Below are 24,900 nucleotides of genomic sequence, written 5' to 3'. Positions count from 1 at the left end.
CGACGGTGCGCATTTGCAGGTGGAAATGCGGCGTGTCGAGGGACAGACACGCACGCTCGCGGTGCAGGGGAACATTTACTTCTCCCCCGACATCAGATCGATGAACTGGTCGAACAGGTAGTTGGCATCGTGGGGGCCCGCCGCGGCCTCGGGGTGGTACTGCACCGAGAACGCCCGGCCGTTGGCGAGCCGGATGCCTTCCACCACACCGTCGTTGGCGCAGGTGTGGCTGACCTCGGCTTTGCCGAAGGGCGTGTCGAACGTCTCGCCGGCTTCGCCTTCCAATGCGAAGCCGTGGTTCTGCGCGGTGATCGCGACCCGGCCGGTCCGGTGATCGATCACCGGCACGTTGATGCCACGGTGGCCGAACACCATCTTGTAGGTGGCCCGGCCAAGTGCCCGGCCCAGGATCTGGTTGCCGAAGCAGATGCCGAACAACGGGATTCCGGCGCCGAGCACCTCACGGGTGACCCCGACGATGTGGTCGGCGGTCGCCGGGTCACCGGGTCCGTTGGACAGGAAGACGCCGTCGGGTTTGAGGTCGGCGATCGCATCGAAGGTGACCGACGACGGCAGCACATGGCTGCGGATACCGCGGCGGGCGAAGTTGCGCGGGGTGTTGGTCTTGATGCCGAGATCGACGGCCGCGACCGTGAAGCGTTGTCCGCCTTCAGGTTCCACAACATACGTCGCATCGGTGCTGACCTCGCCGGCCAGGTCGGCGCCCAGCATCGACGGCTGGCTGCGGACCCGGTCGAGCAGTTCGTCGGCGCCGGCCAGGGCATCACCGGAGAACACCCCGGCCTTCATCGATCCGCGGGTTCGCAGGTGCCGCACCACGGCGCGCGTGTCGATGCCTGCGATACCGACGATGCCCTGGCGCACCAGCTCATCGTCGAGCGTCCCGCTGGCACGCCAGTTCGACGCTCGCGGCGACGGGTCGCGCACCGCGTACCCGGCCACCCAGATCTTGTCCCCGCGGCTTTCGCCGTCCTCGGTGTTCCAGCCGGTGTTGCCGATCTGCGGCGCCGTGGCGACCACGATCTGCCCGTGGTAGCTGGGGTCGGTCAGCGTCTCCTGATAGCCGGACATGCCAGTGGAGAACACGGCCTCCCCGAGCGTCTGGCCGACGGCCCCGAACCGGGTTCCCGTGAAGACGCGCCCATCCTCCAGCACCAATACCGCGGTGCCGCCGGCTGATCCGCTGCCCTGTCCATATGTGTTCGTCATGCCTTCTCCTCAAGCCAGCGGTCCAACTCTGCGCGGTTGTCGGCGCGGAATCCGGTGTCGATCTCGGTGCCCGAAGGCAACTCCCACCGGATGGCCAGAATTCCGTCGTGGGTGAGCGCCTTGCCCGCGATGCCGCGCTCGGTGCGGATCGCGGTGATGGACTCCTGCGGGATCCAGATCGGCCCGGCGCCGACGCGCTGCAACATGATTCCCTCGGGATAGCGGGTCAGCACCGCCTTGGCCCGGAATCCCAGATCACCGGCGGCGACTTTGTCGTTCCAGTGCGGAACCAGCGTGGTGCCCACATAGAGCCCTTTGGTGGCGGCGACCGATGCCGCGCTGACCGTGTCCGGCAGCGGCGGCAGGGCTCCGATCATCTCGGCCTGCCGCTGCACCCGGTGCAGCCAGCCGCGCAACATCTGCCTGATCAGGAAAGCGATCAGCAGGACGACCAGGACCGCCATGATCAGCGAGGCGATGAGCGTGGGGGTGTTCACCGTGTTGATCCCCGGGTCGCTTCGCTCCAGCCCGCCGGCCTCGACTTCCCGTCGAGCGCCGTGATCCGGCCGCGCAGCAGGGTCGCGGTCACCGTGGCGGGCAGCTCCATCTGTTCGAACGGCGTGTTGTCCGAACGGCTGGCCAAATCGGCTCCGGCCACGGTCCACGTGGCGTCGGGGTCGACCACCGTGAGGTTCGCCGGCTCGCCGACCTCCAGCGGCCGGCCCTGATCCGGCAGGCCGACGATGGCCGCCGGCGCCTCGCTCATCACCTTGGCCACGCCGCGCCAGGTCAGCAGACCCGGGCGCAGCATGGTCTCGACCACCACCGACAGCGCGGTCTGCAGTCCGAGCATGCCGGGCCGGGCCACCGAGAATTCACAACACTTTTCGTGCTCGGCGTGCGGGGCGTGATCGGTGGCCACGCAGTCGATGACACCGTCGGCCAGGGCCTGCCGCAACGCCTGGGCGTCGGCGGCCTCCCGCAGCGGCGGGTTCACCCGGTTGCGGCCGTCGTAGCTGGCCAGCCGGGAATCGTCGAGCAGCAGGTGATGCGGCGTCACCTCGGCGGTGATCGAAATCCCCTGCGCCTTGGCCCATTTCAGCAATTCCACGGTGCCCGCCGTGGAGGCGTGGCAGATGTGCACGCGGGCCTTGGCGTCGCGGGCCAGGATGGCGTCGCGGGCCACGATGGACTCTTCGGCCGATCGCGGCCAGCCCGCCAGCCCGAGCTGGGCGGCGTTGGGCCCCTCGTGCGCGACGGCACCGACCGTCAGCCGCGGCTCCTCGGCGTGCTGGGCGATGAGCACACCAAGGCCCGACGCGTACTCCAGCGCGCGGCGCATCACCAACGGATCGTGCACGCACAGACCGTCGTCGGAGAACATCCGCACCTGGCCCGCACCCGCGGACATCAGTCCCATCTCGGTGAGTTGCTTGCCGTCCAGGCCCACCGTGACCGCCCCGACGGGGTGCACGTCGACGAGGCCGACCTGCTGCCCGCGGGCCCACACATGATCGGTGACCACCGCGGTGTCGGCCACCGGATCGGTGTTGGCCATCGCGAACACCGCGGTGTAGCCACCCAGTGCCGCTGCCGCAGAACCTGTTTCGATGTCCTCGGCGTACTCCCGGCCCGGTTCGCGCAGATGGGTGTGTAGGTCGACGAATCCGGGCAGCAGCACCTGACCGGCCGCCTCGATCACCTCGGCGTCCTCGGGAGCCTGCACCGAGGAACCAATCTCGGCGATCTGCCCGTCGGCGATCAGGACGTCGACGGGCTCGCCCTCGCCGTAGAGCCGCACGCCGCGGATCAGCACCTGCGGGTTGGCCTGCACGCTCTTGCTCATACGCTGATCGCCTCCTGGTCCGCGCCAACCAGCAGATGGAACAGCACCGCCATCCGCACGTGGACACCGTTGGAAACCTGTTGCAGGACAGCCGATTGCGACGAGTCGGCCACGGGGAAGGCGATCTCCATGCCGCGCAGCATCGGGCCCGGGTGCAGCACCACCGCGTGGCCGGGCAGCATGGCCTGACGTTTCTCGGACAGCCCGTAGCGCACCGAATACTCCCGCGCGGACGGGAAGAACCCGCCGTTCATCCGCTCGGCCTGCACGCGCAGCATCAGTACGGCGTCGGCGGCCGGCAGTTCGGCGTCCAGATCGTGCGACACCGTGACGGGCCATCCGGACACGCCGACCGGCAGCAGCGTGGGCGGTGCGACGAGCACGACCTCGGCACCGAGGGTGGCCAAGAGCGACACATTCGACCGGGCCACCCGGCTGTGCAGCACGTCGCCGACGATCACCACGCGCTTGCCCTCGATCGAGCCGAGCCGCTGGCGGATGGTCAGGGCGTCCAGCAGCGCCTGGGTTGGGTGTTCGTGGGTGCCGTCACCGGCATTGATGACGCTGGGTCCTCCCCCGCCCTCCTCGGCGGTCCACTCGGCGAGCTGCTGGGCCGCGCCGGAGGCGGGATGGCGGATGATCAACGCGTCGGCACCGGCGGCCCGCAGTGTCAGCGCGGTGTCGCGCAGCGACTCCCCTTTGGCCACAGACGATCCCGAGGAGCTGACATTGATCACGTCGGCGCTCATCCACTTGCCCGCCACCTCGAAGGAGACGCGGGTGCGGGTCGAGTTCTCGTAGAACATCGTGATGACGGTGCGGCCGCGCAGCGTCGGCAGCTTCTTGACCTCTCGGCCCAGCAGTGCCTCTCGGAACCGGTCGGCATCGTCGAGGATCGCTGTCGCGTCCTCTCGGGTCAGCTCCGCCGCTGACAGGAGGTGACGTGTCGTCATAGTCGTCGGTTCCTCACGCAAGCGTTCGTCACTTCGAAATCACTACCCCATCACGGTCGTCATGCTCGGCCAGCAGCACGTGCACGCTCTCGTTGCGTGCGGTCGGCACGTTCTTGCCGACGTAGTCGGCGCGGATGGGCAACTCGCGGTGTCCACGGTCGACCAGCACGGCGAGCTGGACCGTGCGTGGCCGGCCGATGTCGCGCAGCGCGTCGAGCGCCGAGCGCACCGAACGCCCGGAGAACAGCACGTCGTCGACGAGGATCACGACGGCGCCGTCGATGCCGCCGGCGGGGATCGACGTCGAGGCCAGGGGGCGCGGCGGTTTGAAGTTGAGGTCGTCGCGGTAGAGCGTGATGTCCAGTGCGCCGTGCGGCAGCGTCACGCCGGCGAACTCCTCGATCTTGGCGGCCAGCCGGGTGGCCAACGTCACACCGCGGGTGGGGATTCCGAGAAGTACGACGCGGCCCCGCTCAGCGGGATCGTCCAGCGCGGTCTTTTCGATGATCTGATGAGCGATCCGGGAAATGGTTCGGCCGACGTCCGCCGCAGACATCAATTCCCGGTCGGCACTTGAAGAGCCCATAAGGTGACCCTGACCTCCTTCTCCGCCTCTCGGGACGGATCGTTAAAGGACGTCGAACTGCCGTGCAGCTTAGCAGGCGACAGCGGCGGGGCCGCTATCCGGCAGCAGCACTGTCCTTTTCCAGCGCGGCCCCCTTCGTCTCGGGCAGCAGGGCCGTGCAGACGATGCTGACCACGACGAAGAAGGCGATCATCAGGCCCACCGCCCAGCTGCCGAGGCTGGCCACCAGCGCGCCCGCCACCAGCGGTGGGATGGCGCCACCGACGATGCCCGCGAGATTGAACGCCATCCCGGCGCCGGTGTAGCGGTAGCGAGTGGCGAAGATCTCAGGCAGGAAGGACCCGATGGGCCCGTAGGACAACCCGAAGATGCAGAAGATGCCCGCGATGGCGACCGCGAAGCCCACCGGGGAGTGGGAATCGATCAGCGGCATCACGACGAACGCCCACGGCAGGGCGAGCGCGAATCCCGTGAGGATGATGCGGCGGCGACCGTACCGGTCGCACAGCACCGCCGAGAGCGCCGAGAAGGCCATCAGCGCCACGCCGGCGAGCACACCGACGCCGAGGATGAGACTGCGTGGGTGCCCGATGCGGGTGCTGGCGTAACTCATCAGATAGGTGCCGCCGAGGAAGCTCATGGTGAAGATGCCGACCATGCAGCCCGCGGCGAGTGCCACCTGTCTGCTCTGCGTGCGGAACAGCTCGGTGAACGGGGCTTTCGGCACGCCGCCGGCGACCTGCTCGCGGGCGAAGACCGGTGTCTCGTCGATGCTCAGCCGCACGTAGAGCGCCACGATGAGCAGTACCGCACTGAACAGGAAGGGCAATCGCCAGCCCCAGTCGAGGAACACCGCGCTCTTCTCCCCGACCGTCACGCTGACGATGAAGACCACCAGGTTGCTCACGGCCAGGCCGGCGCCCGCGCCGAGCTGCGTGAACATCCCGTAGGTGCCCCGCTTGCCCGCGGGCGCGTATTCGGCGCTCAGCAGCGCCGAGCCCGCCCACTCCCCGCCGACGGCGAACCCCTGCAGCAGCCGCAACGTCAGCAGGATGATCGGCGCGGCGATGCCGATGCTTGCTGCGCTGGGCACCAGCCCGACGCACACCGTCGACAAGCCCATGATCAACAGCGTGGCGACGAGAGTCTTCTTGCGGCCCAGGCGATCTCCGAAATGCCCGAACACCGCGGCCCCGACCGGGCGGGACAGGAAGGCCACCGCGAAGGTGCCCAGTGACGAGATGGTCGCCATCGTGGACCCCATGTTCGGGAAGAACACGTGCGGAAAGATCAGTGCGGCGGCAGTGCCGTAGATGTAGAAGTCGTAGAACTCGATGGCCGTGCCGATGAAGCTGGCGAAGGCCACCTTGTTCATCGGGCTCGGTGTGGGGCTGGCGACGGAGTTCGGTTCGCCGCCGATCTGGTCCTGCTGGGTCATCTGCCTCTTCTTACGCCATGGTGTCCGCAAGGAAGTATCGCGCAGTCCCGCCGGGTTCTTGTCGCGAATGCCTGGCGCCCTGCCGCCCGAGTGGCGGCTAACGTGGCGGGGTGAACCTCGACGGCAATCAAGCATCCATCCGGGAGGCCATCGACGCCGGGCTGCTCGCGGGTGCGGTCACGCTGGTATGGCAGGCGGGCGAAGTCCTGCAGGTCAACGAGCTGGGCTACCGCGACGTCGACGCCCGGCTCCCGATGCAGCGCGACACCATTTTCCGGATCGCTTCGATGTCCAAGCCCGTGACCATCGCCGCCGCGATGGCTCTGGTGGAAGAGGGCAAGCTGCGCCTCGACGAGCCCGTCACCGGTTGGCTGCCCGAACTGGCCGACATGCGGGTGCTGACCGAACCGCGCGGGCCGCTGGACCGGACCGAACCGGCTCGCAGACCCATCACGTTCGACGACCTGATGACCCACCGCAGCGGCCTGGCCTATGTGTTCTCGGTGCTCGGCCCGCTCAGCCGCGAGTACGGCAAGCTGCCGATGCGTCAGGACCAGGACCGGTGGCTGGCCGCGTTGGCCGAGTTGCCGCTCGCCCATCAGCCCGGTGCTCGGCTCACCTACAGCCATGGGACCGACGTGCTGGGCATCGCCCTGTCGCGGATCGAGGGCAAGCCGCTGGCGCAGGTGCTGGCCGAGCGCATCTTCGGGCCGCTGGGCATGACCGACACCGCGTTCTCGGTGACCCCCGCCGGGCGGCGCCGGGCTGCCACGATGTATCAGCTCGACAGCACGGCCGCCGAGGGCACGTTGCTGCGCGATGACGTGATGGGGCCGCCGCCGATCATGGATCCGCCGTTCTGCACCGGCGGCTCGGGCCTGTTCTCCACCGTCGACGACTATCTGACCTTCGCCCGGATGCTGCTGGCCGGCGGGACCGTCGACGGGGTACGGGTGCTCTCCGAGCAGTCGGTCGCGGAGATGCGCACCGACCGGCTCACCGCCGAGCAGAAGCAGTACCCCTTTCTGGGATACCCGTTCTGGGTGGGCCGCGGATTCGGGCTGAACCTGTCGGTGGTGACCGATCCGGCGAAGTCCCGGCAGCTGTACGGGCCCGGCGGGCTGGGGACGTTCAGCTGGCCGGGCGCGTACGGCACGTGGTGGCAGGCGGATCCGTCGGCCGATCTGATCCTGCTGTACCTGATCCAGAATCATCCGGAGATGTCGGTCGACGCGGCCGCGGTCGCGGGCAACACGTCACTGGCCCGGCTGCAGTCCGCGCAACCCCGGTTCGTCCGACGCACCTACCAGGCCCTCGAACGGTGACGCTGATCCTGCGCTGAGGGCGACAAAGTTCGAGTAGCCATCGCCCGCAGCGCAGAGTCAACGCCCGTGAGCCGGTCAGCCTGCGCGCGAGAGGGCGTGCCGGGCATATGCCCGGACGTCGGCGTCACCGTCGTCGAGGGCACCGGTGAGCGCCTCGCGCGCTGCGTCCTCGGTACTCACCCACCGGCTCAGGCTCAGCACGGCGGCCTTGCGGACGTCAAGGTGCTGGTCGGTCAGCGCCTGCGACAGCGAGGGCACTGCGACGGCGGGCGCGGCACCGGCCAGGGCGCGCGCCGCGCCCTGACGGATCTGCCAGGCCGACTCCCCCAGTGCACGTTGCACATTGGGCACATCGACATCGTCGCAGCCGACCGCGCCCAGCGACGCCAGCGCGGCCGCGCGCACCAACGGATCCGGGTCGGCGAGCAATTCGCGCACCGCGGCCGCGCCAGACCGCAGCGTCGCCAACCCGTTGGCGGCGGCGATCCGCACTTCCCGGTTGGTGTCGCGAGTCGCCTCGGCCACCCCCGCATCGTCGTCGACGGACACCAGCGCCCGCACCGCCTCGATGCGCACCCGGTGGTCGGAATCGGCGAGCGCCGCTCGGTAGGCGCCCGCGGTACCGACGCGCCGCGCACTGAGCAGGTACACGGTGACCGCGCGCACCACCGGATCCGGGGACTGCAGCCGGTCGGCGAACTCTTCGGGCCGGGGCAGCACCTCGACGAGTTCCCTGACACCGTCGGCGGTTTCCTGCCGCACCGCGGCGTCCTGATCGGCCAGCGCGTCGACCAGTGCCGCCTGGTAGCCGTCGGGCAACTGCTCGATCAACGTCGCGACCGCGGTGCGTCGGACGCCCGAATCCTCGTCGGCCAGATAGTCTTTCAGCTCGGTCAGCGACGGTTCCTGCAACGCCAGCACCGCAGCGATTCGCGGTGAGGGCGGCTGCACCGGAGCGTCGGTGCGCACCCGTGAGCGCGGTTCGGCGGGCGCTCGTCCACCGTGCAGTTCGGGCTGTTCGACCGGGGTGACGGGATGATCGGACGGCAGATGCTCCAGCCCGGGCACCGGGACGAAATACGGTGCCACCGGCCGCTTGATGAACCGCATCGCGCCGTCGGCGTCCTTGTACAGGTTCAGGTGGTAACGCCATCCCTGGTCGTCACGCTCGGGCAGGTCAGCACGCTCGTGGTAGAGCCCCCACCGCGATTCGGTGCGGGTCAGCGACGAACGGGCCGCCATCTCCGCGCAATCGCGGATGAACGACACCTCGGCGGCACGCATCAGTTCGTGCGGGGTGCGGGCGCCGATGCCTGCCACCTCACCCGACATCCGCTCGAAGGTCTGCACCGCGATCGACAGCTTGGTCGCGGTCTTGGGCGGTGCCACATAGTCGTTGACGAACCGCCGCAGCTTGTATTCGACCTGCGGCTGGGGCGGGCCGTCAGGTTGGCGCAGCGGCCGGTAGATGAGCTCGTGCGCCTCGGCCAGCTGGTCTTGCGGAAGCTGTTGCGGCAGTTCGATATCAGCGCGGGTCGAGGCCGCGTGCTCGCCGGCCAGGTCACCGTAGACGAAGGCCCCGATCATGTAGTTGTGCGGTACGCAGGCCAGGTCGCCCGCCGCGTACAGCCCGGGCACCGTGGTGCGGGCATGCTCGTCGACCCACACCCCCGACGCGGAATGACCACTGCACAAACCGATCTCGGAGATGTGCATCTCGATGTCGTGGCTGCGGTAGTCGTGCCCGCGGTTGGCGTGGAAGGTGCCGCGAGTCGGGCGTTCGGTGGTGTGCAGGATGTTCTCGATGGCCGTCAGCGTCTCGTCGGGCAGATGACTGAGCTTGAGATAGATCGGGCCGCGTGCCGATTCGATCTCCTGCTTCACCTCGGCCATCATCTGGCCCGACCAGTAGTCGGAGTCGACGAAGCGCTCGCCGAACGCGTTGACCTGGTAGCCGCCGAACGGGTTGGCCACATATGCGCAGGCCGGCCCGTTGTAGTCCTTGATCAGCGGATTGACCTGGAAACACTCGATACCGGAGAGCTCGGCCCCGGCGTGGTAGGCCATCGCGTAGCCGTCGCCGGCATTCGTGGGGTTCTCGTAGGTGCCGTACAGGTAGCCCGACGCGGGCAGCCCCAGCCGCCCGCAGGCCCCGGTCGCCAGGATCACGGCCTTGGCCGCGACGGTGACGAATTCACCTGTGCGCGTGTTGAACGCGGCAGCGCCGATGGCGCGGCCGGTGTCCGGATCGGTCAGCACCCGCACCGGCATGAACCGGTTCTCGATGCGGATCTTCTCGCGCATCGACCGTTGCCGCAGGACGCGGTACAGCGCCTTCTTGACGTCCTTGCCCTCGGGCATCGGCAGCACGTAGGAACCCGAGCGGTGCACCCGGCGCACCGCGTACTCGCCGTGCTCGTCCTTCTCGAACTTGACCCCGTAGCGCTCGAGCCGTTGCACCATGGCGAAACCGCGTGTGGCGGTTTGATACACCGTGCGCTGGTTGACGATTCCGTCGTTGGCCCGGGTGATCTCGGCGACGTAGTCCTCAGGGACGGCCTTGCCGGGGATGACGGCGTTGTTCACCCCGTCCATGCCCATCGCCAGCGCGCCGGAGTGCCGCACGTGCGCCTTTTCCAGCAGGAGCACCTGCGCGCCGTTCTCGGCCGCCGTGAGCGCCGCCATCGTTCCGGCGGTTCCGCCACCGATCACCAGCACGTCGCACTCGAGGCGCAACGCGTCGGCGATGTCGGGGATGACGGTCGGTTCGCTCATGATTGCTCCAGTGCGGCGATGATCTCGGCGCGCAACGCCGATCGTTGAGTGTCGGTGCGGGGTTCTGGCACCTCGAGCAACGCGCGCAGCGGTTGGCCGGCGCGGCCGAGCACGGCGACCCGGTCCCCCAGCGTCAAGGCCTCGTCGACGTCGTGGGTGACGAAGACGATCGTGGTCGGGTGGGCCCGCCAGGTGTCGATCAGCAACCGCTGCATGGCGGCCCGGGTCTGGGTGTCCAGCGCGGCGAACGGTTCGTCCATCATCACCGCGCGAGGCGCGCCGGCCAGGCCGCGTGCCAGCTGGACCCGTTGGCGCATGCCGCCGGACAGGCTCTTGGGCAGGAAGTCGGCGAACCCGCCCAGCCCCACCTCGTCGATCCACCGCTCGGCGCGGGCGCGCCGCCCGGCCTTGGGCTCACCGCGGCGGCCATTGCGCGGCTCGCCGCGGAGTTGCAGCGCGAGTTCGATGTTGGACCGCACGGTGCGCCACGGCAGCAGGGCGCTGTCCTGAAACACCATGCCGCGATCCCGCGAGGTGGTGGTGACCGGCACGTCGTCGGCCAGCACCCGGCCCGCGTCGGGACGCAGCAGCCCGGTCAACGCGCGCAGCAGCGTCGACTTGCCGCAGCCCGACGGCCCGGTGAGCACCAGGATCTCGCCGGGCCGCACGGTCAGGCTCAGCCCGTCGATCACCGGGGTTCCGGTGTAGGACAACGTGATCGCGTCGAGCTCCAGGCGCATACCGGCAGTCACCGCTGGAGCACTCACCGGTTTGCCTCCTCAGCGCGGGGCAGCCAGCGGGTGGCGCGGCGACCGATCAGCTCCACCGCGGCTGCGGTACCGAAACCCAGCACGCCGATGGTGATGATGCCGACGAACACGTCGGGATAGTTCAGCACGGTGTACGCCTGCCACGTGCGGTAGCCGACACCGAGCCGGCCCGAGATCATTTCAGCCGAGATCACGCAGATCCACGCGACACCCATGCCCACCGAGAGCCCGCCGAACAGGCCGGGCAGGATGCCCGGCAGCACGACGAGACGCAGCACGTCGAGGCGCCCACCTCCGAGGGTGCGCACCGAGTCCTCCCAGATCGTCGGCAGTGCACGCACCGCGTGCCGCACGCTGACCATGATCGGGAAGTACGCCGCCAGAAACGTGATGAACACGATTCCGGCCTCGTCGCTGGGGAACAGCAGGATGGCCACCGGGACCATCGCGATGGCCGGAATCGGCCGGGCCAGTTCGGTCAGCGGGCCCAGGACATCAGCGAACAGCGTCGAGCGGCCCAGCAGGATGCCGGTGATCACCCCGACGACCGCGGCCAGCCCGAACCCGGTGAGGATCCGGATCAGCGATTGGCCGAGGTCCAGCCAGTACTCGTGGGCCGCCACCCGGTGCGCCAACGCAGCCGCGATCTCGGTGACGGTCGGCAGGGTGTCGAACCGTAGCCCGGCACGCACGTGGTTGGCCGTGAGCACCTGCCATAGCCCGATGGCGGCGAGCACCGATGCCACCCGCACCAGGCGGTGTGGCCACGGGGAAGCGGTGCGGCGAGTGGTTGCCGCGGGGCTAGCGCCCGCGGGTGCCGAAACGCCCGAGACGGGAACGGCGTCGGTGGTGGTCATACCGCACCTGCCAACGCCTGTTGGTAGTCGACGACGGTGCTGCCTGGGTGCGCATGGGCGTAACGCTGTGCGCCCGAAGCGGTCCCGAACGGCAGGTAGTTGGCGCCGTCATGGATCCACACTGCCTTGTCGGCGAACCAGCGGGTGCCCAGTTCGGCGTCCGGGACATACGCGGCGCGGACCTTCGCGCCGCGCGCCTGGGCGTCGCGGATCGCCTTGAGCAGGCAGGTCGGGCTGGCCGACGCCGTCGTGCTGTCTGCACCGTCCAGCCACAGCTCACTGGCCGTCGCCGGGTTGTCGACGGCGGTCTGGCACAGGGTGTCGGTGCCACGCAACAGCGACGGGTTCGCCGTCGACTTCACCGCAGCGTCGTAGTCCTTGCCGCGGGCGGCGTACGCGGCCCGCAGCGGTGCATCCTGTACGAAACCGGCGACGTCGAGGTCGGCGAACGTGCCGATCGATTTCAGGTACGGCACATCGCCTTTGAGCGCTTCCACGAGTGACGGTTTGAGCGTGGTGTCGAACGACGTGCCGCCCGGCCCGTTGTAGAGGTAGACCACCTCCTGCGGCAATCCGCTGCCGTCGGCCACGATCTTGGCCGCCTCCAACGGTTTTGAGTTGACGAAGTCGGTCGCGTCGAGCTGGGCTTGCAGAAACGCGTCGAGCACCTCCGGATGCTCGGTGGCGTACGCGCGTCGCACCACCACGCCGTGCAGGGTCGGGTAGTTCAACTCCGCGCCGTCGTAGAGCAATCGCGCCTTGCCCTGCTGCACCAGCAGGCCGGGCCATGCGACGAACTGCGAAAGAGCTTGGACCTGACCGGATTCCAGCGACGACGCGCCGACTTGCGGCTGCTGGTTGAGCACCTCGACCCCGGTCCGGGGATCGATACCGTCCTTGCCGAGCGCCTGCACCAGCATGCCGTGCCCGGCGGAGCCGACGCTGGCCGACACCTTCTTGCCTGCCAGGTCGGCCAGCGTCTGCGCCGGTGAATTCGGCGCCACCACAACCATGTTCAGCCCGCCCTTCGGGTTGTACCCGTGACGGAGACGATCTCGGTCTTGGCGCGTTCGTTGGCCTGCGTCTTCGAGCCGTTGATCAGCATCGGGTAGTCGCCCATCGAACCGATGTCGATCTTCTCGGCCACCATCTGCGCGGTGATGGGTGCGCCGGTGTCGTAATCCTGCCAGGTCACGTTGTACTTGGTGCCGGTGCGGGTGGTGATGTCGGCCAGTCGTCGTTCCAGGTAGCCCTGGGCGCGCAGCAGCGTTCCGGCCGTGACGGTGTTGATGGTCTTGGACTGGTAGCCGACGACGACGTCGACGGTGTTGGCCGACTTCGTCGCCGAATCCAGCGAGCAACCGGCCGAGGCGAGCGTGACGCCGACGGCAAGGGCGATCAGGGCTGTTTTCACGGGGGTCCCTCTAACGGATCAGGTAGGGCATGTTGATGTGGACGGCGCCGGTGGGACAGCGGGCGGCGCACGGCCCGCAGTACCAGCACTCGTCGACGTGCATGTACGCCTTGCCGTTGGCGGGGTTGATGGCCAGTGCGTCAAGAGGACAGACGTCGACGCACAAAGTGCAGCCCTCGATACACAGCGACTCGTCGATCGTCACCGGGACATCGGCGCGCTGATTGACCAGCGTCATGTATCGCTCCTCATAAGGTTGCCGCGCATGGTGATTCGGTCACCGCGCATCCGGATGTATTCGAGGTCGACGGGCCTGCCGTCGTCCAGGCTGGTGAGCCGTTCGGCCATGAGCAACGCCGACCCGGCAGGCACCTGCAGGGTGGCCGCCGAGTGCGGATCGGCCGAAACCGCTTCCAGCGCAAAGGTTGCCCCGCCCAGCCGCTGCCCGCTGACCTGCTCGATGAGGGAGAACACGTCGTTGGTCTCCAGCGGATAGCCGATCACCTGCTCCCCGATATCGGGGACCAGGTATGTCAGATCCAGGGATACGGGCAGTTCGCCGAGGTACCGCAGTCGTTCGATATAGACCACTTGCGCGCCGGGTTCCAATGCCAGCTTGCGCGCGACGGCGGGCGGGGCCGCCAGGTTCAGCACCGCCCGGACCTCGTTGCGGACCTCGCCGTAGTCCTTGAACGTCTCTTTGAGTCCGACGAGTGCGTCGAGGCCGTGGTCGTACTTGCGGACCGCCACATGGGTGCCGACCTTGGTGCCGCGGTCGATCAACCCCTCGTTCTTGAGCACGGAGAGCGCTTCGCGCACCGTGTTGCGGGACACGAAGAACTCCCCCGCCAGTTCCGCCTCGGTGGGCAGGCCGCCCGCGTAGGCCCCGTCGTAGATCTGATGGCGCAGCACGTCGGCCACCTGACGCGCCTGGTCGGCGCGGGGACGCCGGATGGGCACCGGGCCGGGATGTGCTTCGGGCTGCGACACGCAAACACGGTAAGGGCGCTCATCAGGCCTGTGCAGCGCGACGAATCCGGTGCTGACGCAGGTTAACTGATTGCGCCGCTGCAACGACTCCCACACCTGGTCAAACCGCGTGCGGGGACGGTATTGCGCCACCTGTCGCAAGTCGAGAATTTACAATCGCGCTGATCGAAACGCGGATGCACCGCTTATGGTGACAACAGATGCACTGAACAACGGTCCAGGGAGGGCACCGTGAAGACACTGCAGCGCGCGGCCGTGATCGCCGTGGCGGCGTTCGTTCCGATGGCATTCACCGCGGCGGTCACGCCGGCCGTAAGCCGAGCAGACTGCGACAACGGCTCGTGGTGGGATCCTGTGTCCAACAGTTGCCAGGCGCCGCTAGTGCCGAACTGCCCGGACGGCTGGTGGGATCCCGTGGCCAACACGTGCCGGCCCGCGATCGGCACCACGCCACTGGGGTGTGACAACGGCTGGTGGTGGGATCCGGTCGCGAATGTGTGCCGACCTCCGGTGTTGCCTCCGGGATAGCGTCACGCCGGATCAGACGGTTACGACGGCGTTCTCACGATCGAGGTGCGGGGCGACACTGTCCCAGTTCGCGAAAACCATTGTCCGAGAACTGGAAAGACCCGAGCAACGGCGACGCGAGCGTGCGCGGAATGCCGACGATCAACGGCGCGTTGGCCGGCAGACACGCACGCTCGCGGTGCTGGGGTGCGGTTACTCGGGAACCCCGCCCTAACCGTCCTGGGTGCCGCCACGGACAGCCTGTGCGGCGGCCCGGATCTGCGGAGTCACCAACATCACCTGGCCGAGCACGCCGTTGACGAACCCGGGTGACTCGTCGGTGGAGAGCTCCTTGGCCAGCTCCACGGCCTCGTCGACGGCGACCGGTTCCGGCACATCCTCGGCGTGGAGCAGCTCCCATACCGCCACCCGCAGGATCGAACGGTCCACGGCGGGCAGCCGTTCCAGCGTCCACCCCTGCAGGTGCGCAGAGATCAAGTCGTCGATGTGAGCCGCGTGTTCGGTCACGCCGCGCGCGACGGTCACGGTGTAGGGGTTGAGCGCCGACACCTCGGGGTCGTCCTCGGCCAGCGCGATGCGGCCGTCGGCCACCGCCTCCGGCGTCAGCCCCCGGGCCTCCGCCTCGAACAGCACGTCCACGGCGCGCTTGCGGGCCTGGTGACGGCCGCGGTCACCACGACGGTCAGCCATTCCCCGCGCTCCGCTCGCCCCGGCTAGCCATTCCCGTCGCTCCGCTCGCCGAGCTAGGCATTCACCCGGCCGAGGTAGCTGCCGTCACGGGTGTCGACCTTGAGCTTGTCGCCGGTGTTGATGAACAGCGGCACCTGGATCTCGGCGCCGGTCTCCATGGTGGCGGGCTTGGTGCCTGCGCTGGAGCGGTCGCCCTGCAGACCGGGCTCGGTGTGCGCGACGACGAGCTCGACCGACACCGGAAGCTCCAGGTACAGCGGAGCGCCGTCGTGGAAGGCGATCTGCACGGGCATGCTCTCGAGCAGGAAGCCGGCGGCACGGTCGACCAGAGCCTCGGGCAGCGGATGCTGCTCGAAATCCTCGGCGTCCATGAACACGAAGTCGTTGCCGTCGCGGTACAGATAGGTGGCGTCGCGACGGTCGACGGTGGCGGTCTCCACCTTCACGCCGGCGTTGTAGGTCTTGTCGACCACCTTGCCGGACACCACGTTCTTCAGCTTCGTCCGCACGAAGGCCGGGCCCTTACCCGGCTTGACGTGCTGGAATTCGACGATCTGCCACAGCTGGCCGTCGATCTGCAGGACGAGCCCATTCTTGAAGTCGGCAGTCGATGCCATGGTTCGGGTAGCTCCTAGCTTTCAGTTCACAGGATGGCCAGTTCTTTGGGGAACCGGCTAAGCAGTTCGGGTGCCGTTTCTCCGACGACCAGGGTGTCCTCGATACGGACCCCGCCGCGATCGGGAAGGTAGACACCTGGCTCAACGGTCACCGCAGCGCCAGCAAGCAGTGTACCGGCGGCCGTGGCGTTGATTCCGGGCGCTTCGTGGATCTGCAATCCGACGCCATGCCCGAGGCCGTGGCCGAAGTTCTCGGCGTACCCGGCGTCGGCGATCACCTGCCGCGAAGCCGCGTCGACCGCGCTGAGCGACACCCCCGGTGCCAGCGCATCACAACCGGCCTCCTGGGCGGTCGCCACCAGCTCGTAGATGTCGCGCTGCCACTGGGCGGCCTGGCCGAGCACGAAGGTGCGGGTGGTGTCGGAGTGGTAGCCCGCGACCAGCGCACCGAAGTCGATCTTGACGAAGTCACCGGAGGCCAGCACGGCGTCGGTCGGCCGGTGATGCGGTATCGCCGAATTGGCCCCGGTCGCGACGATCGTCTCGAACGACGGGCCGTCGGCGCCGTGCTCGAGCATCAGCGACTCCAGGTCGTTGCGCACCTGACGCTCGGTGCGACCGGGCCGAAGCCCGCCGCGGGTCACCAGATCGGTCAGTGCCGCGTCGGCCGCCTCGCAGGCCAGTCGCAGGATGGCGATCTCACCGGCGTCCTTGATCTCCCGCAAGGCTTCGACCGTGCCGGGCGCCCGAACCAACTCGATGCCGTCGCCGGCGGCCTTGCTCAGCGCGGTGTACGCGTCGACGGTCACCACGTGGCTCTCGAAGCCGAGTCTGCGCACGCCGTCGGAGGCCGCCCGCCGGGCCAGGCACGGCGCACACGCCCGTTCGATGATCACCTCTGCGTCCGGGCACTGCGCAGCGGCTTGCGTGCGGTAGCGGCCATCGGTGGCCAGCACCGGCGTTTCGTCGTCGACGCGCACCAGCAGAGCCGCATTGGACCCGGTGAACCCGGACAGATAATGCACATTGACCAGGTCTGTCACCAGCATGGCGGGTAGATCGGCTGCTTCCAGCCGGCGCCGCAGCCGCTCCCTGCGCTGGGAAATAGTCACGGTCTGTGACGCTACTCGCTACGCTGTGCCCTCATGAGTAAGTGGTTACTGCGCGGAGTGGTGTTCGCAACGGCGATGGTGATCGTGCGCTTGCTGCAGGGTGTACTGATCAACGCGTCGCCTCAGAACGCCATGTGGTTCAGTATCACGCTGGTCGCGGTGTTCACGATTGCTGTGTTCATCTGGGGGTATTTCGACGGCGGTGCCGACGCCCGGCGCAATCCCGACCCGGACCGTCGCGCCGATCTGGCGATGACCTGGCTGCTGGCAGGGTTGTTCGCCGGCGTCGTCAGCGGTGCCGTGGCGTGGATCATCGGCGTGTTCTACAAGAGCATCTACGTCGAAGCCCTGCTCAACGAGCTCACCACGTTCGCCGCGTTCACCGCGCTGTTGATGTTCCTGGCCGCGGTCGCCGGTGTGACGCTGGGCCGCTGGCTGGTCGACCGCAAGGCGCCGCCGGTCACCAAGCATGACCACGTCGGGGATGAGCGGGCCGACACCGACGTGTTCGCCGCGGTCAACGCCGGGGCTCCGGCGGAGGACACCGAGAAGACCGGCCCGGTCGAGATCCCCGACCAGCACAACAAGTAAAAGCCTGTGCGCCAGTGGCGCGGAGCCTCAGTTCTGGGGGTTCCGCGCCACTTCTGCGTACGCCGCCGCCAGCAGTGACGGATCCGGCCCTTCCAACCGGCCGGGCTTGCCGAGCCCGTCGAGCACGACGAACCGCAGCACACCCGAGCGGTTCTTCTTGTCGCCCGCCATGTACTCCAGCAGTTCCGGTAGCGCGTCGCCGTCGTAGCTGACCGGCAGCCCGAGCGCCGTCAGCACCGCGCGGTGCCGCTCGGCGGTCTTGTCGTCGAGCCGGCCGGCCAGCCGGCCGAGTTCGGCCGCGAACACCAGGCCAACCGACACCGCCGCGCCGTGGCGCCACTTGTACCGCTCGCGCCGTTCGATGGCATGCGCAAGCGTGTGGCCGTAGTTGAGGATCTCGCGCAGCTGCGATTCCTTTTCATCGGCCGCGACCACCTCGGCCTTGACGGCGATGGCGCGCCGGATCAATTCCGGCAGCACGCTGCCGGTCGGATCCAGTGCCGCCTCCGGATCGGCCTCGATCAGGTCGAGGATCACCGGATCGGCGATGAAGCCGGCCTTCACGATCTCGGCCATGCCAGCCACGATCTCGTTGCGGGGCAACGTTTCCAGTGTCGCCAGATCGACGAGGACGGCTGCAGGCTGATGGAACGAACCCACCAGGTTCTTGCCGGCGTCGGTGTTGATACCGGTCTTGCCGCCGACCGCGGCATCGACCATGCCGAGCAGGGTGGTGGGCACGTGCACGATGTCCACACCGCGCAACCACGTGGCCGCAGCGAAGCCCGCGACGTCGGTGGCAGCTCCCCCGCCAAGGCTGACGATGGCGTCCTTGCGGCCTATTCCGATGCGGCCCAACACTTCCCAGATGAACCCGACAACCGGCAGTTCCTTGCCGCCTTCGGCGTCCGGGATTTCGATGCGGTGCGCGTCGATTCCCTTGTCCGCGAGGTGACTTCGAATGGCTTCAGCAGTCTCGGTGAGCGTCGGCTGGTGCAGAATGGCGACCTTGTGCCGCCCCTCCAGGGTGCGGGCCAGCTCGCCGAGCAACCCGGTGCCGATGATCACCGGGTAGGGCGGGTCGGTCAGAACGTCGACGGTCACAGGCTCAGTCATGGTGTCGCTCCGCGTTGCGCGCGGCCAAAGCCGCGGGTGTGGGTATGGCAGTCGAGTCGGCGTGAACGGTGGTGGGGCCGGCCGAGTCCTTGTCGGCGCCCGAGGTGGCCGGGCCCCGCCGCCAGCGTGGACGGCGCCGGCGGCGCGGCTTGACGGGTGCCGGCTTGGCCGGCTGAGTGTTCTCCAGGCGTGCGACGACGGTGCGCACCACGGCACCGGGGTTGCGCCGATTGGTGTTGATCCGCATGGTCGACACACGCCGGTAGATGGGTACGCGCTGCGACATCAGGGCGCGGTATTTGTCGGCCCGATCACCGCCGGCCAGCAGCGGTCGGCTGCTGTTGCCGCCGGTCCGGCGGATCCCTTCAGAGGCGCTGATCTCCAAATAGATCACGGTGTGACCGGCCAGCGCGTCGCGCACCCCGGCGGTGGTGATCGCGCCACCACCCAGCGACAGCACGCCGTCATGGGTGTTCAGGGCCTCGCGGACCACTTCTTCCTCAATCCGGCGGAACTCCTGTTCGCCGTCGTTGGCGAAGATGTCGGCGATGGTGCGGCCGGTGGTCTCCTCGATCACCGCATCGGTGTCGAGCATGGTGACGCCGAGCGCCTTGGCCAATCGGCGCCCGATGGTCGATTTCCCTGAACCCGGTAGGCCGATCAGTACCGCTCGGGGCGCCATCAGCCCAGGGCCTGCGCCGCCGGTTCGCGCTCAGCGTCGTCCGGGCTTGCTCCTCGCGTGCTCACCGCACGCAGGTAGGCGTCGATGTTGGCGCGGGTCTCCGCCAGTGAATCCCCGCCGAACTTCTCCAGGGCGGCGCGGGCCAGCACCAGCGCCACCATGGTCTCCACGACCACACCGGCGGCGGGGACCGCGCACACATCGGAGCGCTGGTGGATGGCCACGGCTTCCTCGCCGGTGGCCATGTCGACGGTGGCCAGGGCCCGCGGGACCGTCGAGATGGGTTTCATCGCGGCGCGCACCCGCAGCGCCTGACCGTTGGTCATGCCGCCTTCGAGGCCACCGGCCCGGTTGGTCGACCTCAGCACCCCGTCCGGGCCCGGGTACATCTCGTCGTGGGCGACGCTGCCGCGGCGGCGCGCCGTCTCGAAGCCGTCGCCGATCTCGACGCCCTTGATCGCCTGGATGCCCATCACCGCGCCGGCCAGTTGGCTGTCGAGCCGGTTCTCCCCGCTGGTGAACGAGCCGAGGCCGATCGGCAAGCCGGTGACGACCACCTCGACGATCCCGCCGAGGGTGTCACCGTCCTTCTTGGCGGCCTCGATCTCGGCGATCATGGCCGCCTCGGCGTCCTTGTCGAACGCCCGGACCGGGCTGTCGTCGATGGCGTCGAGGTCCTGGGGCTGCGGCGGCGGGCCTGCGTACGGCGCCGATGCGCCGATGGAGATGACGTGCGAGATGACCTCGACGCCGAGCGCTTCCCGCAGGAACGCGCGGGCGATGGTGCCTGCGGCCACCCGGGCGGCGGTTTCGCGGGCACTGGCGCGTTCGAGCACCGGGCGGGCATCGTCGAAGCCGTACTTGAGCATGCCTGCGTAATCGGCATGGCCCGGCCGCGGGCGGGTCAGCGGTGCGTTGCGCGCGACGTCGAGCTGGGCTTCGTCGACCGGGTCGGGGGCCATCACGGTCTCCCACTTGGGCCACTCGGTGTTACCGATCTCGACGGCGATCGGGCCGCCCAAGGTCAACCCGTGCCGGACCCCGGCCAGCATGGTGACCTGGTCCTGCTCGAACTTCATCCGGGCGCCCCGGCCGTAGCCGAGACGACGGCGCTTGAGCTGCGCCCCGATGTCCTCGGAGGTGACCGGCACACCGGCCACCATGCCCTCGACCATGGCCACCAGGGCGCGGCCATGCGATTCACCAGCTGTGGTCCAACGCAACACGCTTGTCATTCTCCCACGTCGGGTTTTGCCCGCGGAAATCCCTGGTCGAGCGGCGACGGTGTCGTATCGCGGGCGCTGCCGATCGTCTTGATTGTAGAAACCGCAAATACCATGGAGAAGGGTTCATGAAATACGTACTGATGTTCGTCGAAACCGAGCAGTTCACCCGCGATATGGCGGCCATGAGCGACGCCGAGCGGCAACGCGCCTACGGGCGGGTCAACGCATGGTTCGCCGACAACGCCGACAAATTGCGCGGCGGCAGCAAGCTCAAGGCCGCGGAGACCGCGACGACAGTGCGTCTCGACCGCGGCGAGCCGGTCGTCGTCGACGGTCCTTTCGTCGAGGGCAAAGAGGTGGTGAGCGGTTACGTCGAGATCGAGGTAGCCGATCTCGACGAGGCGCTGCAGGCCGCCAAGACCTGGCCGGGCTGTCCCGTTGTGGAGATCCGTCCCATCGACTTCGAGCCGATGTGAGCGACGCGGTCAATGACGAGTTGGCCCACGTGGTGCGCGAGCACGCAGGCCGGCTGGCTGCGTCGCTGATCCATGTGACCGGCGATTTCGCCACCGCCGAAGATCTGGTTCAGGACGCCGTGCTGGCCGCGCTGCGGCACTGGCCCGAGAAGGGGATCCCGTCGCGTCCGGACGCCTGGTTGTTCACCGTCGCCCGCCGCCGCGCCCTCGACACGCTGCGGCGCGAGCAGAACTACCTCGCCAAGCTGGCGCAACTGCAGTGGCCCGTGCAGCCCGAGCCCGACGAGCGGCTGCAGCTGATCTTCACCTGCTGTCACCCGGCGCTGCCGCGGCAGGCGCAGATCGCGCTGACGCTGAGGGTGGTGTGCGGGCTGACGACGGCGCAGATCGCCCGGGCGTTTCTGGTGCACGAGACGACGATGGCGCAGCGGATCACCCGCGCCAAGCAGAAGATCACGCAGGCCGCGATCCCCTACCGGGTTCCCGCCGACGACGAACTGGGGCCGCGGCTGTCGGAGGTCCTCGCCGTGATCTACCTGCTGTTCAACGAGGGCTACCTCTCGACGGCCGAGCGGGCACAGGCCCATGACCTGGTCGACGACGCCGAGTGGTTGGCGTCGCTGCTGGACCAGTTGATGCCGACCGAGCCGGAGGCCGGCGGGCTGCTCGCGTTGATCCGCCTTCATCGCGCGCGGGCCGCCGCCCGCTTCGATGCCGACGGCAACCTTGTCCAGCTGCAACACCAGGACCGGTCGCTCTGGGACGCCGAGGCCATCGAGCAGGCCATCCGGGTGCTGACTCGCGCGGCCGGGCAGCGACGACCCGGCCCGTACCAGTTACAAGCGGCCATCGTGGCCTGCCATGCCGAAGCTGAACGCTGGGAGGACACCGACTGGGAGCAGATCGTCCTGCTCTACGACATGCTGCTGCACCTCGAGCCGTCTCCGGTCACGCGGCTGCACCGCACGATCGCCCTGCGGTACCGCTGCGGGCCCGAGCCGGCGATGGCCGAATTGGACTTGCTGGCAGGCGATCTCGATCACTATCACCTTTACCATGCCACGCGCGCTGATCTGTTGCGCGATCTCGGCGACACCGAGGCCGCGTGCACGGCCGATCGACGTGCCCTCGAACTCACCGACAATCCCGCCGAACAGGCGGTCCTGCAAGCGCGCATCGCCCGTGCCCAGCGAAAGGAATCTGCCCGATGACCGACATCACCCGACTACGTGGCGAGCTCATCGCCCGCATCCTCGGCAGCACCGGCACCGCATCAAAGGACTTGCGGCAGAGCGCATTCGACAACACTGGCCTCGACGAACCGGTACGGACCCTGGTCGACAAGGTCGCCCACCGTTCCGACGCGGTGACCGACGACGACGTCGCCGCAGCCCGGTCGGCGGGCCTGAGCGAAGACGAGATCTTCGAGATCGTGGTCTGCGCTGCGGTGGGCCAGGCCGACCGTCAGTACACCGGCGCACTCGATGCGCTGGCGCGCGTGAGCGGCGACGGAGGCGTGCGGCGATGAGGCTCGACATCCTGGACCACGGGCATGGGTTGGGCACCAAGGCCCTGCTGGGGATGATCCGCGTCGTGTCACGCCAACCGGTGGTCGACGCCGTCAAGCTCGCGCTGCACCGCAAGGACTTCTACGGCGCGGGCGATCTCACTCACGAAGCCATGCGCGGCCCGTCGCAGTGGTCGGTCGGCGATCGCGAACTCATGGCGGCCTACATCGCCCATGCCGATGCATCGCCGTTCTGCGTCGCCGCGCACACCGCGACGGCAGGCCAGTGGTACGGCGATCCGGACAAGGTCACCGCCGCCCTGAACGATCTCGACACCGCACCGATCGAGGAGCCACTGCGGGCCACACTTCGCTTGCTGGGCAAGCTGTCCCGGGCCGATGCCGTCAACGATGACGATATCCGCGACGTGCTGTCCGCGGGTGTCTCCCCCGCCCAGATCGAGGACGCCCTGGCCGTGGGGTTCGCGTTCAACATCACCGCGCGGCTGGCCAATGCGTTCGATTTCGACCTGGCCACTCCCGCCGCGATGGAGGCCGGCGCCCAGCACCTGCTCAAGCGCGGCTACCGCTGACCGGCGAACCACCGAATGTGAAGTTGTTGGCGAGAATTCGGCGAATCTTCGAGAACATGTTCACGTTCGGTAGGGTCACAACAGCACCAACCCGATGGCTGCCGCACTGGCCACACACATCGAGGGTCCATGCGGCACAGTCGGTATGCCACGAATCGCCGCACCACATGCCACTGCCGCGGTGAGCAGTGGCGCACCCAACGCCGCCAGCACCCAGACATCGGGCCCGAACATTCCGGTGAGTGCGCCCGCACCGACGGCGAGCTTGACGTCACCACCGCCGAGTGCAGCCGGCGCAGCCAGATGCACCAGCAGATATACCGCCACCAAGGCGGCAGCGCCCGTGACGGCGGCCGCACCATGGCCGGAAAGCACTGCAGCACAGAAAATTACGGCAGCACCGGGCAAGGTCAACCAGTTCGGCAGCCGCCGGTACCTGATGTCGTAGGTGCACAGCACCACCAGCCAGACGAGCACCACGCCGACAGCCAACACCCCCACCCACCGAGCCTAACCAGCCCTGCGGCGCACAAAATACGCCAATTGCTCGTCGCCGGTTGAAAACCAGTTGCGCTTGCGTGACAAAGTCGAAGCCATGCGAGTTCTGGTCACCGGCAGCTCCGGACATCTCGGTGAAGCGCTCGTCCGGACCCTACGGTCGCGCCATGACGACGTTGTCGGCCTGGATGCGCGGCCATCCGAGTGGACAGACATCGTCGGCTCGATCACCGACGCCGCGCGCGTCCGTGACGCCGTCGCGGGCGCTGACGTGGTGTTACACACGGCCGGTCTGCACAAACCTCAGCTCGCGTTCGTACCTGCGCACGCCTTCGTCGACACCAATATCGGTGGGACACTGACGCTGTTGGAGGCGGCCGTCGCCGCACACGTCAAGGCTTTCGTCATGTCTTCGTCCACAACGGTTTTCGGGGATGCCCTGGTGCCTGCCACAACCTCTCCGGCAGCCTGGATCGACGAATCCGTCACGCCTGTCCCCAAGAACATGTACGGCGTCACCAAGGCCGCCGCCGAGGATCTATGCCACCTGGCGCACCGCAACCAAGGCCTGTCCTGTGTGGTGCTACGGGTGGCCCGGTTCTTTCCAGAATCCGACGACACACCTGGTGCGCACGAGGGCCGGATCGATGACAACGTGAAAGCCGACGAGTACGCGTCTCGACGCGTCGCCCTCGAGGACGCTGTCGACGCACATCTGCTCGCCGCGCACGCCGCCGAACGCATCGGCTTCGGTCGTTACGTCATCTCGGCGACCACACCGTTCCGCCGCGAAGACCTGTCTGAGTTGCGCACCGACGCTGCCTCGGTATTCGCCCGACGAGCACCTCGGGCCGCGGCGGTGTGGGCTGAACGCGGTTGGCGCTTCCCCAACAGGCTCGACCGGGTCTACGACAACAACCGCGCCCGCCGGGAACTCGGCTGGCAACCGCGATTCGATCTCACTGCCATCGCAGAAGTGGTGTCGAACGACGGCACCGCACGTACACCGATGGCGCGGCTCGTCGGCTCCAAGGACTACGCGTACAGCACCTACCACCTCGGTGAGTTCCAGCCGTAGCG

At 68.2% G+C, this 24,900-nt stretch carries 25 protein-coding genes and 2 pseudogenes; 8 read left to right on the top strand and 19 right to left on the bottom strand.

What is annotated here, in order from left to right; translation table 11 throughout:
• Nucleotides 1–75 precede the first annotated feature (75 nt).
• The 6 genes from carA to A5784_RS33405 form a co-directional block, all read right to left on the bottom strand.
• Entirely contained in the window at nt 76–1,230 is a 1,155-nt protein-coding gene (gene carA / locus A5784_RS33430; RefSeq protein WP_064949153.1) for a glutamine-hydrolyzing carbamoyl-phosphate synthase small subunit, read from the bottom strand.
• Complete coding sequence (locus A5784_RS33425) at nt 1,227–1,727, bottom strand: PH-like domain-containing protein (RefSeq protein WP_064949152.1); 501 nt, start codon at nt 1,725–1,727, stop codon at nt 1,227–1,229. Before A5784_RS33425 ends, carA begins: the two co-directional genes overlap by 4 nt.
• Nucleotides 1,724–3,076 carry a dihydroorotase gene (locus A5784_RS33420; RefSeq protein ID WP_064949151.1) on the bottom strand — a complete coding sequence of 451 codons (1,353 nt, stop codon included), beginning with the start codon at nt 3,074–3,076 and terminating at the stop codon, nt 1,724–1,726. The genes A5784_RS33425 and A5784_RS33420 overlap by 4 nt, the downstream gene beginning before the upstream one ends.
• Entirely contained in the window at nt 3,073–4,029 is a 957-nt protein-coding gene (locus tag A5784_RS33415; RefSeq protein ID WP_064949150.1) for an aspartate carbamoyltransferase catalytic subunit, read from the bottom strand. The genes A5784_RS33420 and A5784_RS33415 overlap by 4 nt, the downstream gene beginning before the upstream one ends.
• Before the next feature lie 28 nt (nt 4,030–4,057).
• On the bottom strand, nt 4,058–4,615 hold the full coding sequence (gene pyrR, locus A5784_RS33410; protein WP_064949149.1) for a bifunctional pyr operon transcriptional regulator/uracil phosphoribosyltransferase PyrR: 558 nt from the start codon (nt 4,613–4,615) through the stop codon (nt 4,058–4,060).
• A 94-nt stretch (nt 4,616–4,709) separates the two neighbouring features.
• Complete coding sequence (locus A5784_RS33405; RefSeq protein ID WP_064949148.1) at nt 4,710–6,053, bottom strand: MFS transporter; 1,344 nt, start codon at nt 6,051–6,053, stop codon at nt 4,710–4,712.
• A gap of 110 nt (nt 6,054–6,163) precedes the next feature.
• Here A5784_RS33405 and A5784_RS33400 point away from each other — a divergent pair, with 110 nt between their 5' ends.
• Nucleotides 6,164–7,378 (top strand): serine hydrolase domain-containing protein, encoded by a 1,215-nt coding sequence (locus A5784_RS33400; RefSeq protein ID WP_064949147.1) that lies wholly within the window; start codon nt 6,164–6,166, stop codon nt 7,376–7,378.
• A 75-nt stretch (nt 7,379–7,453) separates the two neighbouring features.
• Here A5784_RS33400 and A5784_RS33395 read toward each other — a convergent pair whose 3' ends face one another.
• The 6 genes and pseudogenes from A5784_RS33395 to A5784_RS33370 all read right to left on the bottom strand — a co-directional run bounded on the left by A5784_RS33395 (nt 7,454) and on the right by A5784_RS33370 (nt 14,184).
• Nucleotides 7,454–10,153: a fumarate reductase/succinate dehydrogenase flavoprotein subunit gene (locus A5784_RS33395; protein ID WP_064949146.1), complete on the bottom strand. Its 2,700-nt coding sequence runs from the start codon at nt 10,151–10,153 to the stop codon at nt 7,454–7,456.
• Nucleotides 10,150–10,893, bottom strand: coding sequence for an ABC transporter ATP-binding protein (locus tag A5784_RS33390; protein WP_064949145.1), 744 nt, complete (start codon nt 10,891–10,893; stop codon nt 10,150–10,152). The genes A5784_RS33395 and A5784_RS33390 overlap by 4 nt, the downstream gene beginning before the upstream one ends.
• A 23-nt stretch (nt 10,894–10,916) precedes the next feature.
• Nucleotides 10,917–11,780: an ABC transporter permease gene (locus A5784_RS33385; protein WP_064949144.1), complete on the bottom strand. Its 864-nt coding sequence runs from the start codon at nt 11,778–11,780 to the stop codon at nt 10,917–10,919.
• Nucleotides 11,777–13,194 (bottom strand): annotated as a pseudogene (locus A5784_RS33380) (ABC transporter substrate-binding protein). Before A5784_RS33380 ends, A5784_RS33385 begins: the two are co-directional and overlap by 4 nt.
• A gap of 10 nt (nt 13,195–13,204) precedes the next feature.
• Nucleotides 13,205–13,432 (bottom strand): 4Fe-4S dicluster domain-containing protein, encoded by a 228-nt coding sequence (locus A5784_RS33375; RefSeq protein WP_029372888.1) that lies wholly within the window; start codon nt 13,430–13,432, stop codon nt 13,205–13,207.
• Nucleotides 13,429–14,184, bottom strand: a complete 756-nt coding sequence (locus A5784_RS33370; protein ID WP_064949179.1) for a GntR family transcriptional regulator — start codon at nt 14,182–14,184, stop codon at nt 13,429–13,431. The genes A5784_RS33375 and A5784_RS33370 overlap by 4 nt, the downstream gene beginning before the upstream one ends.
• A 282-nt stretch (nt 14,185–14,466) precedes the next feature.
• Here A5784_RS33370 and A5784_RS33365 point away from each other — a divergent pair, with 282 nt between their 5' ends.
• Nucleotides 14,467–14,712, top strand: coding sequence for a hypothetical protein (locus tag A5784_RS33365; RefSeq protein ID WP_197514971.1), 246 nt, complete (start codon nt 14,467–14,469; stop codon nt 14,710–14,712).
• A gap of 210 nt (nt 14,713–14,922) precedes the next feature.
• Here A5784_RS33365 and nusB read toward each other — a convergent pair whose 3' ends face one another.
• The 3 genes from nusB to A5784_RS33350 are packed head-to-tail and all read right to left on the bottom strand — an operon-like array spanning nt 14,923 to nt 17,131.
• Nucleotides 14,923–15,402, bottom strand: a complete 480-nt coding sequence (gene nusB, locus A5784_RS33360) for a transcription antitermination factor NusB (protein ID WP_064949142.1) — start codon at nt 15,400–15,402, stop codon at nt 14,923–14,925.
• 53 nt (nt 15,403–15,455) lie between these two features.
• Nucleotides 15,456–16,019, bottom strand: coding sequence for an elongation factor P (gene efp / locus A5784_RS33355; protein ID WP_064949141.1), 564 nt, complete (start codon nt 16,017–16,019; stop codon nt 15,456–15,458).
• A 26-nt stretch (nt 16,020–16,045) separates the two neighbouring features.
• Nucleotides 16,046–17,131, bottom strand: a complete 1,086-nt coding sequence (locus A5784_RS33350; protein ID WP_064949140.1) for a M24 family metallopeptidase — start codon at nt 17,129–17,131, stop codon at nt 16,046–16,048.
• A 33-nt stretch (nt 17,132–17,164) separates the two neighbouring features.
• Between A5784_RS33350 and A5784_RS33345 the strand changes: the two genes are divergently transcribed.
• Complete coding sequence (locus A5784_RS33345; RefSeq protein WP_064949139.1) at nt 17,165–17,722, top strand: B-4DMT family transporter; 558 nt, start codon at nt 17,165–17,167, stop codon at nt 17,720–17,722.
• 27 nt (nt 17,723–17,749) lie between these two features.
• Here the strand turns inward: A5784_RS33345 and aroB are convergent, their stop codons facing one another.
• From aroB to aroC, 3 genes and pseudogenes are all read right to left on the bottom strand, one after another.
• Nucleotides 17,750–18,838 carry a 3-dehydroquinate synthase gene (gene aroB, locus A5784_RS33340; RefSeq protein WP_064949138.1) on the bottom strand — a complete coding sequence of 363 codons (1,089 nt, stop codon included), beginning with the start codon at nt 18,836–18,838 and terminating at the stop codon, nt 17,750–17,752.
• A gap of 157 nt (nt 18,839–18,995) precedes the next feature.
• Nucleotides 18,996–19,520 (bottom strand): annotated as a pseudogene (locus A5784_RS33335) (shikimate kinase); the annotation flags it as partial.
• A complete protein-coding gene (aroC, locus tag A5784_RS33330) occupies nt 19,520–20,746 on the bottom strand; it encodes a chorismate synthase (RefSeq protein ID WP_064949136.1) in 1,227 nt (408 codons plus the stop codon). The pseudogene A5784_RS33335 and the gene aroC, both read right to left, overlap by 1 nt.
• 125 nt (nt 20,747–20,871) lie before the next feature.
• On the opposite strand from aroC, the gene A5784_RS39490 reads away from it, so the two are divergent.
• The 4 genes from A5784_RS39490 to A5784_RS33310 are packed head-to-tail and all read left to right on the top strand — an operon-like array spanning nt 20,872 to nt 23,322.
• Nucleotides 20,872–21,222 carry a YciI family protein gene (locus A5784_RS39490; protein WP_064949135.1) on the top strand — a complete coding sequence of 117 codons (351 nt, stop codon included), beginning with the start codon at nt 20,872–20,874 and terminating at the stop codon, nt 21,220–21,222.
• Entirely contained in the window at nt 21,219–22,433 is a 1,215-nt protein-coding gene (locus A5784_RS33320) for an RNA polymerase sigma factor (protein WP_064949134.1), read from the top strand. Before A5784_RS39490 ends, A5784_RS33320 begins: the two co-directional genes overlap by 4 nt.
• A complete protein-coding gene (locus A5784_RS33315) occupies nt 22,430–22,750 on the top strand; it encodes a carboxymuconolactone decarboxylase family protein (protein WP_064949133.1) in 321 nt (106 codons plus the stop codon). Before A5784_RS33320 ends, A5784_RS33315 begins: the two co-directional genes overlap by 4 nt.
• Nucleotides 22,747–23,322, top strand: coding sequence for a carboxymuconolactone decarboxylase family protein (locus A5784_RS33310; protein WP_064949132.1), 576 nt, complete (start codon nt 22,747–22,749; stop codon nt 23,320–23,322). The genes A5784_RS33315 and A5784_RS33310 overlap by 4 nt, the downstream gene beginning before the upstream one ends.
• Nucleotides 23,323–23,397: 75 nt before the next feature.
• Here the strand turns inward: A5784_RS33310 and A5784_RS33305 are convergent, their stop codons facing one another.
• Nucleotides 23,398–23,814 (bottom strand): A24 family peptidase, encoded by a 417-nt coding sequence (locus tag A5784_RS33305; protein WP_502687561.1) that lies wholly within the window; start codon nt 23,812–23,814, stop codon nt 23,398–23,400.
• 103 nt (nt 23,815–23,917) lie between these two features.
• On the opposite strand from A5784_RS33305, the gene A5784_RS33300 reads away from it, so the two are divergent.
• The gene (locus A5784_RS33300; protein ID WP_064949130.1) at nt 23,918–24,898 is read left to right on the top strand and encodes an NAD-dependent epimerase/dehydratase family protein; all 981 of its coding nucleotides are present in this window, start codon (nt 23,918–23,920) and stop codon (nt 24,896–24,898) included.
• Nucleotides 24,899–24,900: the final 2 nt, after the last annotated feature.

The sequence above is a fragment of the Mycobacterium sp. 852013-50091_SCH5140682 genome (assembly GCF_001665685.1).
In the GTDB taxonomy this organism is placed as follows: Bacteria; Actinomycetota; Actinomycetes; order Mycobacteriales; family Mycobacteriaceae; genus Mycobacterium.
This window is presented reverse-complemented; position numbering and strand designations above follow the sequence as displayed.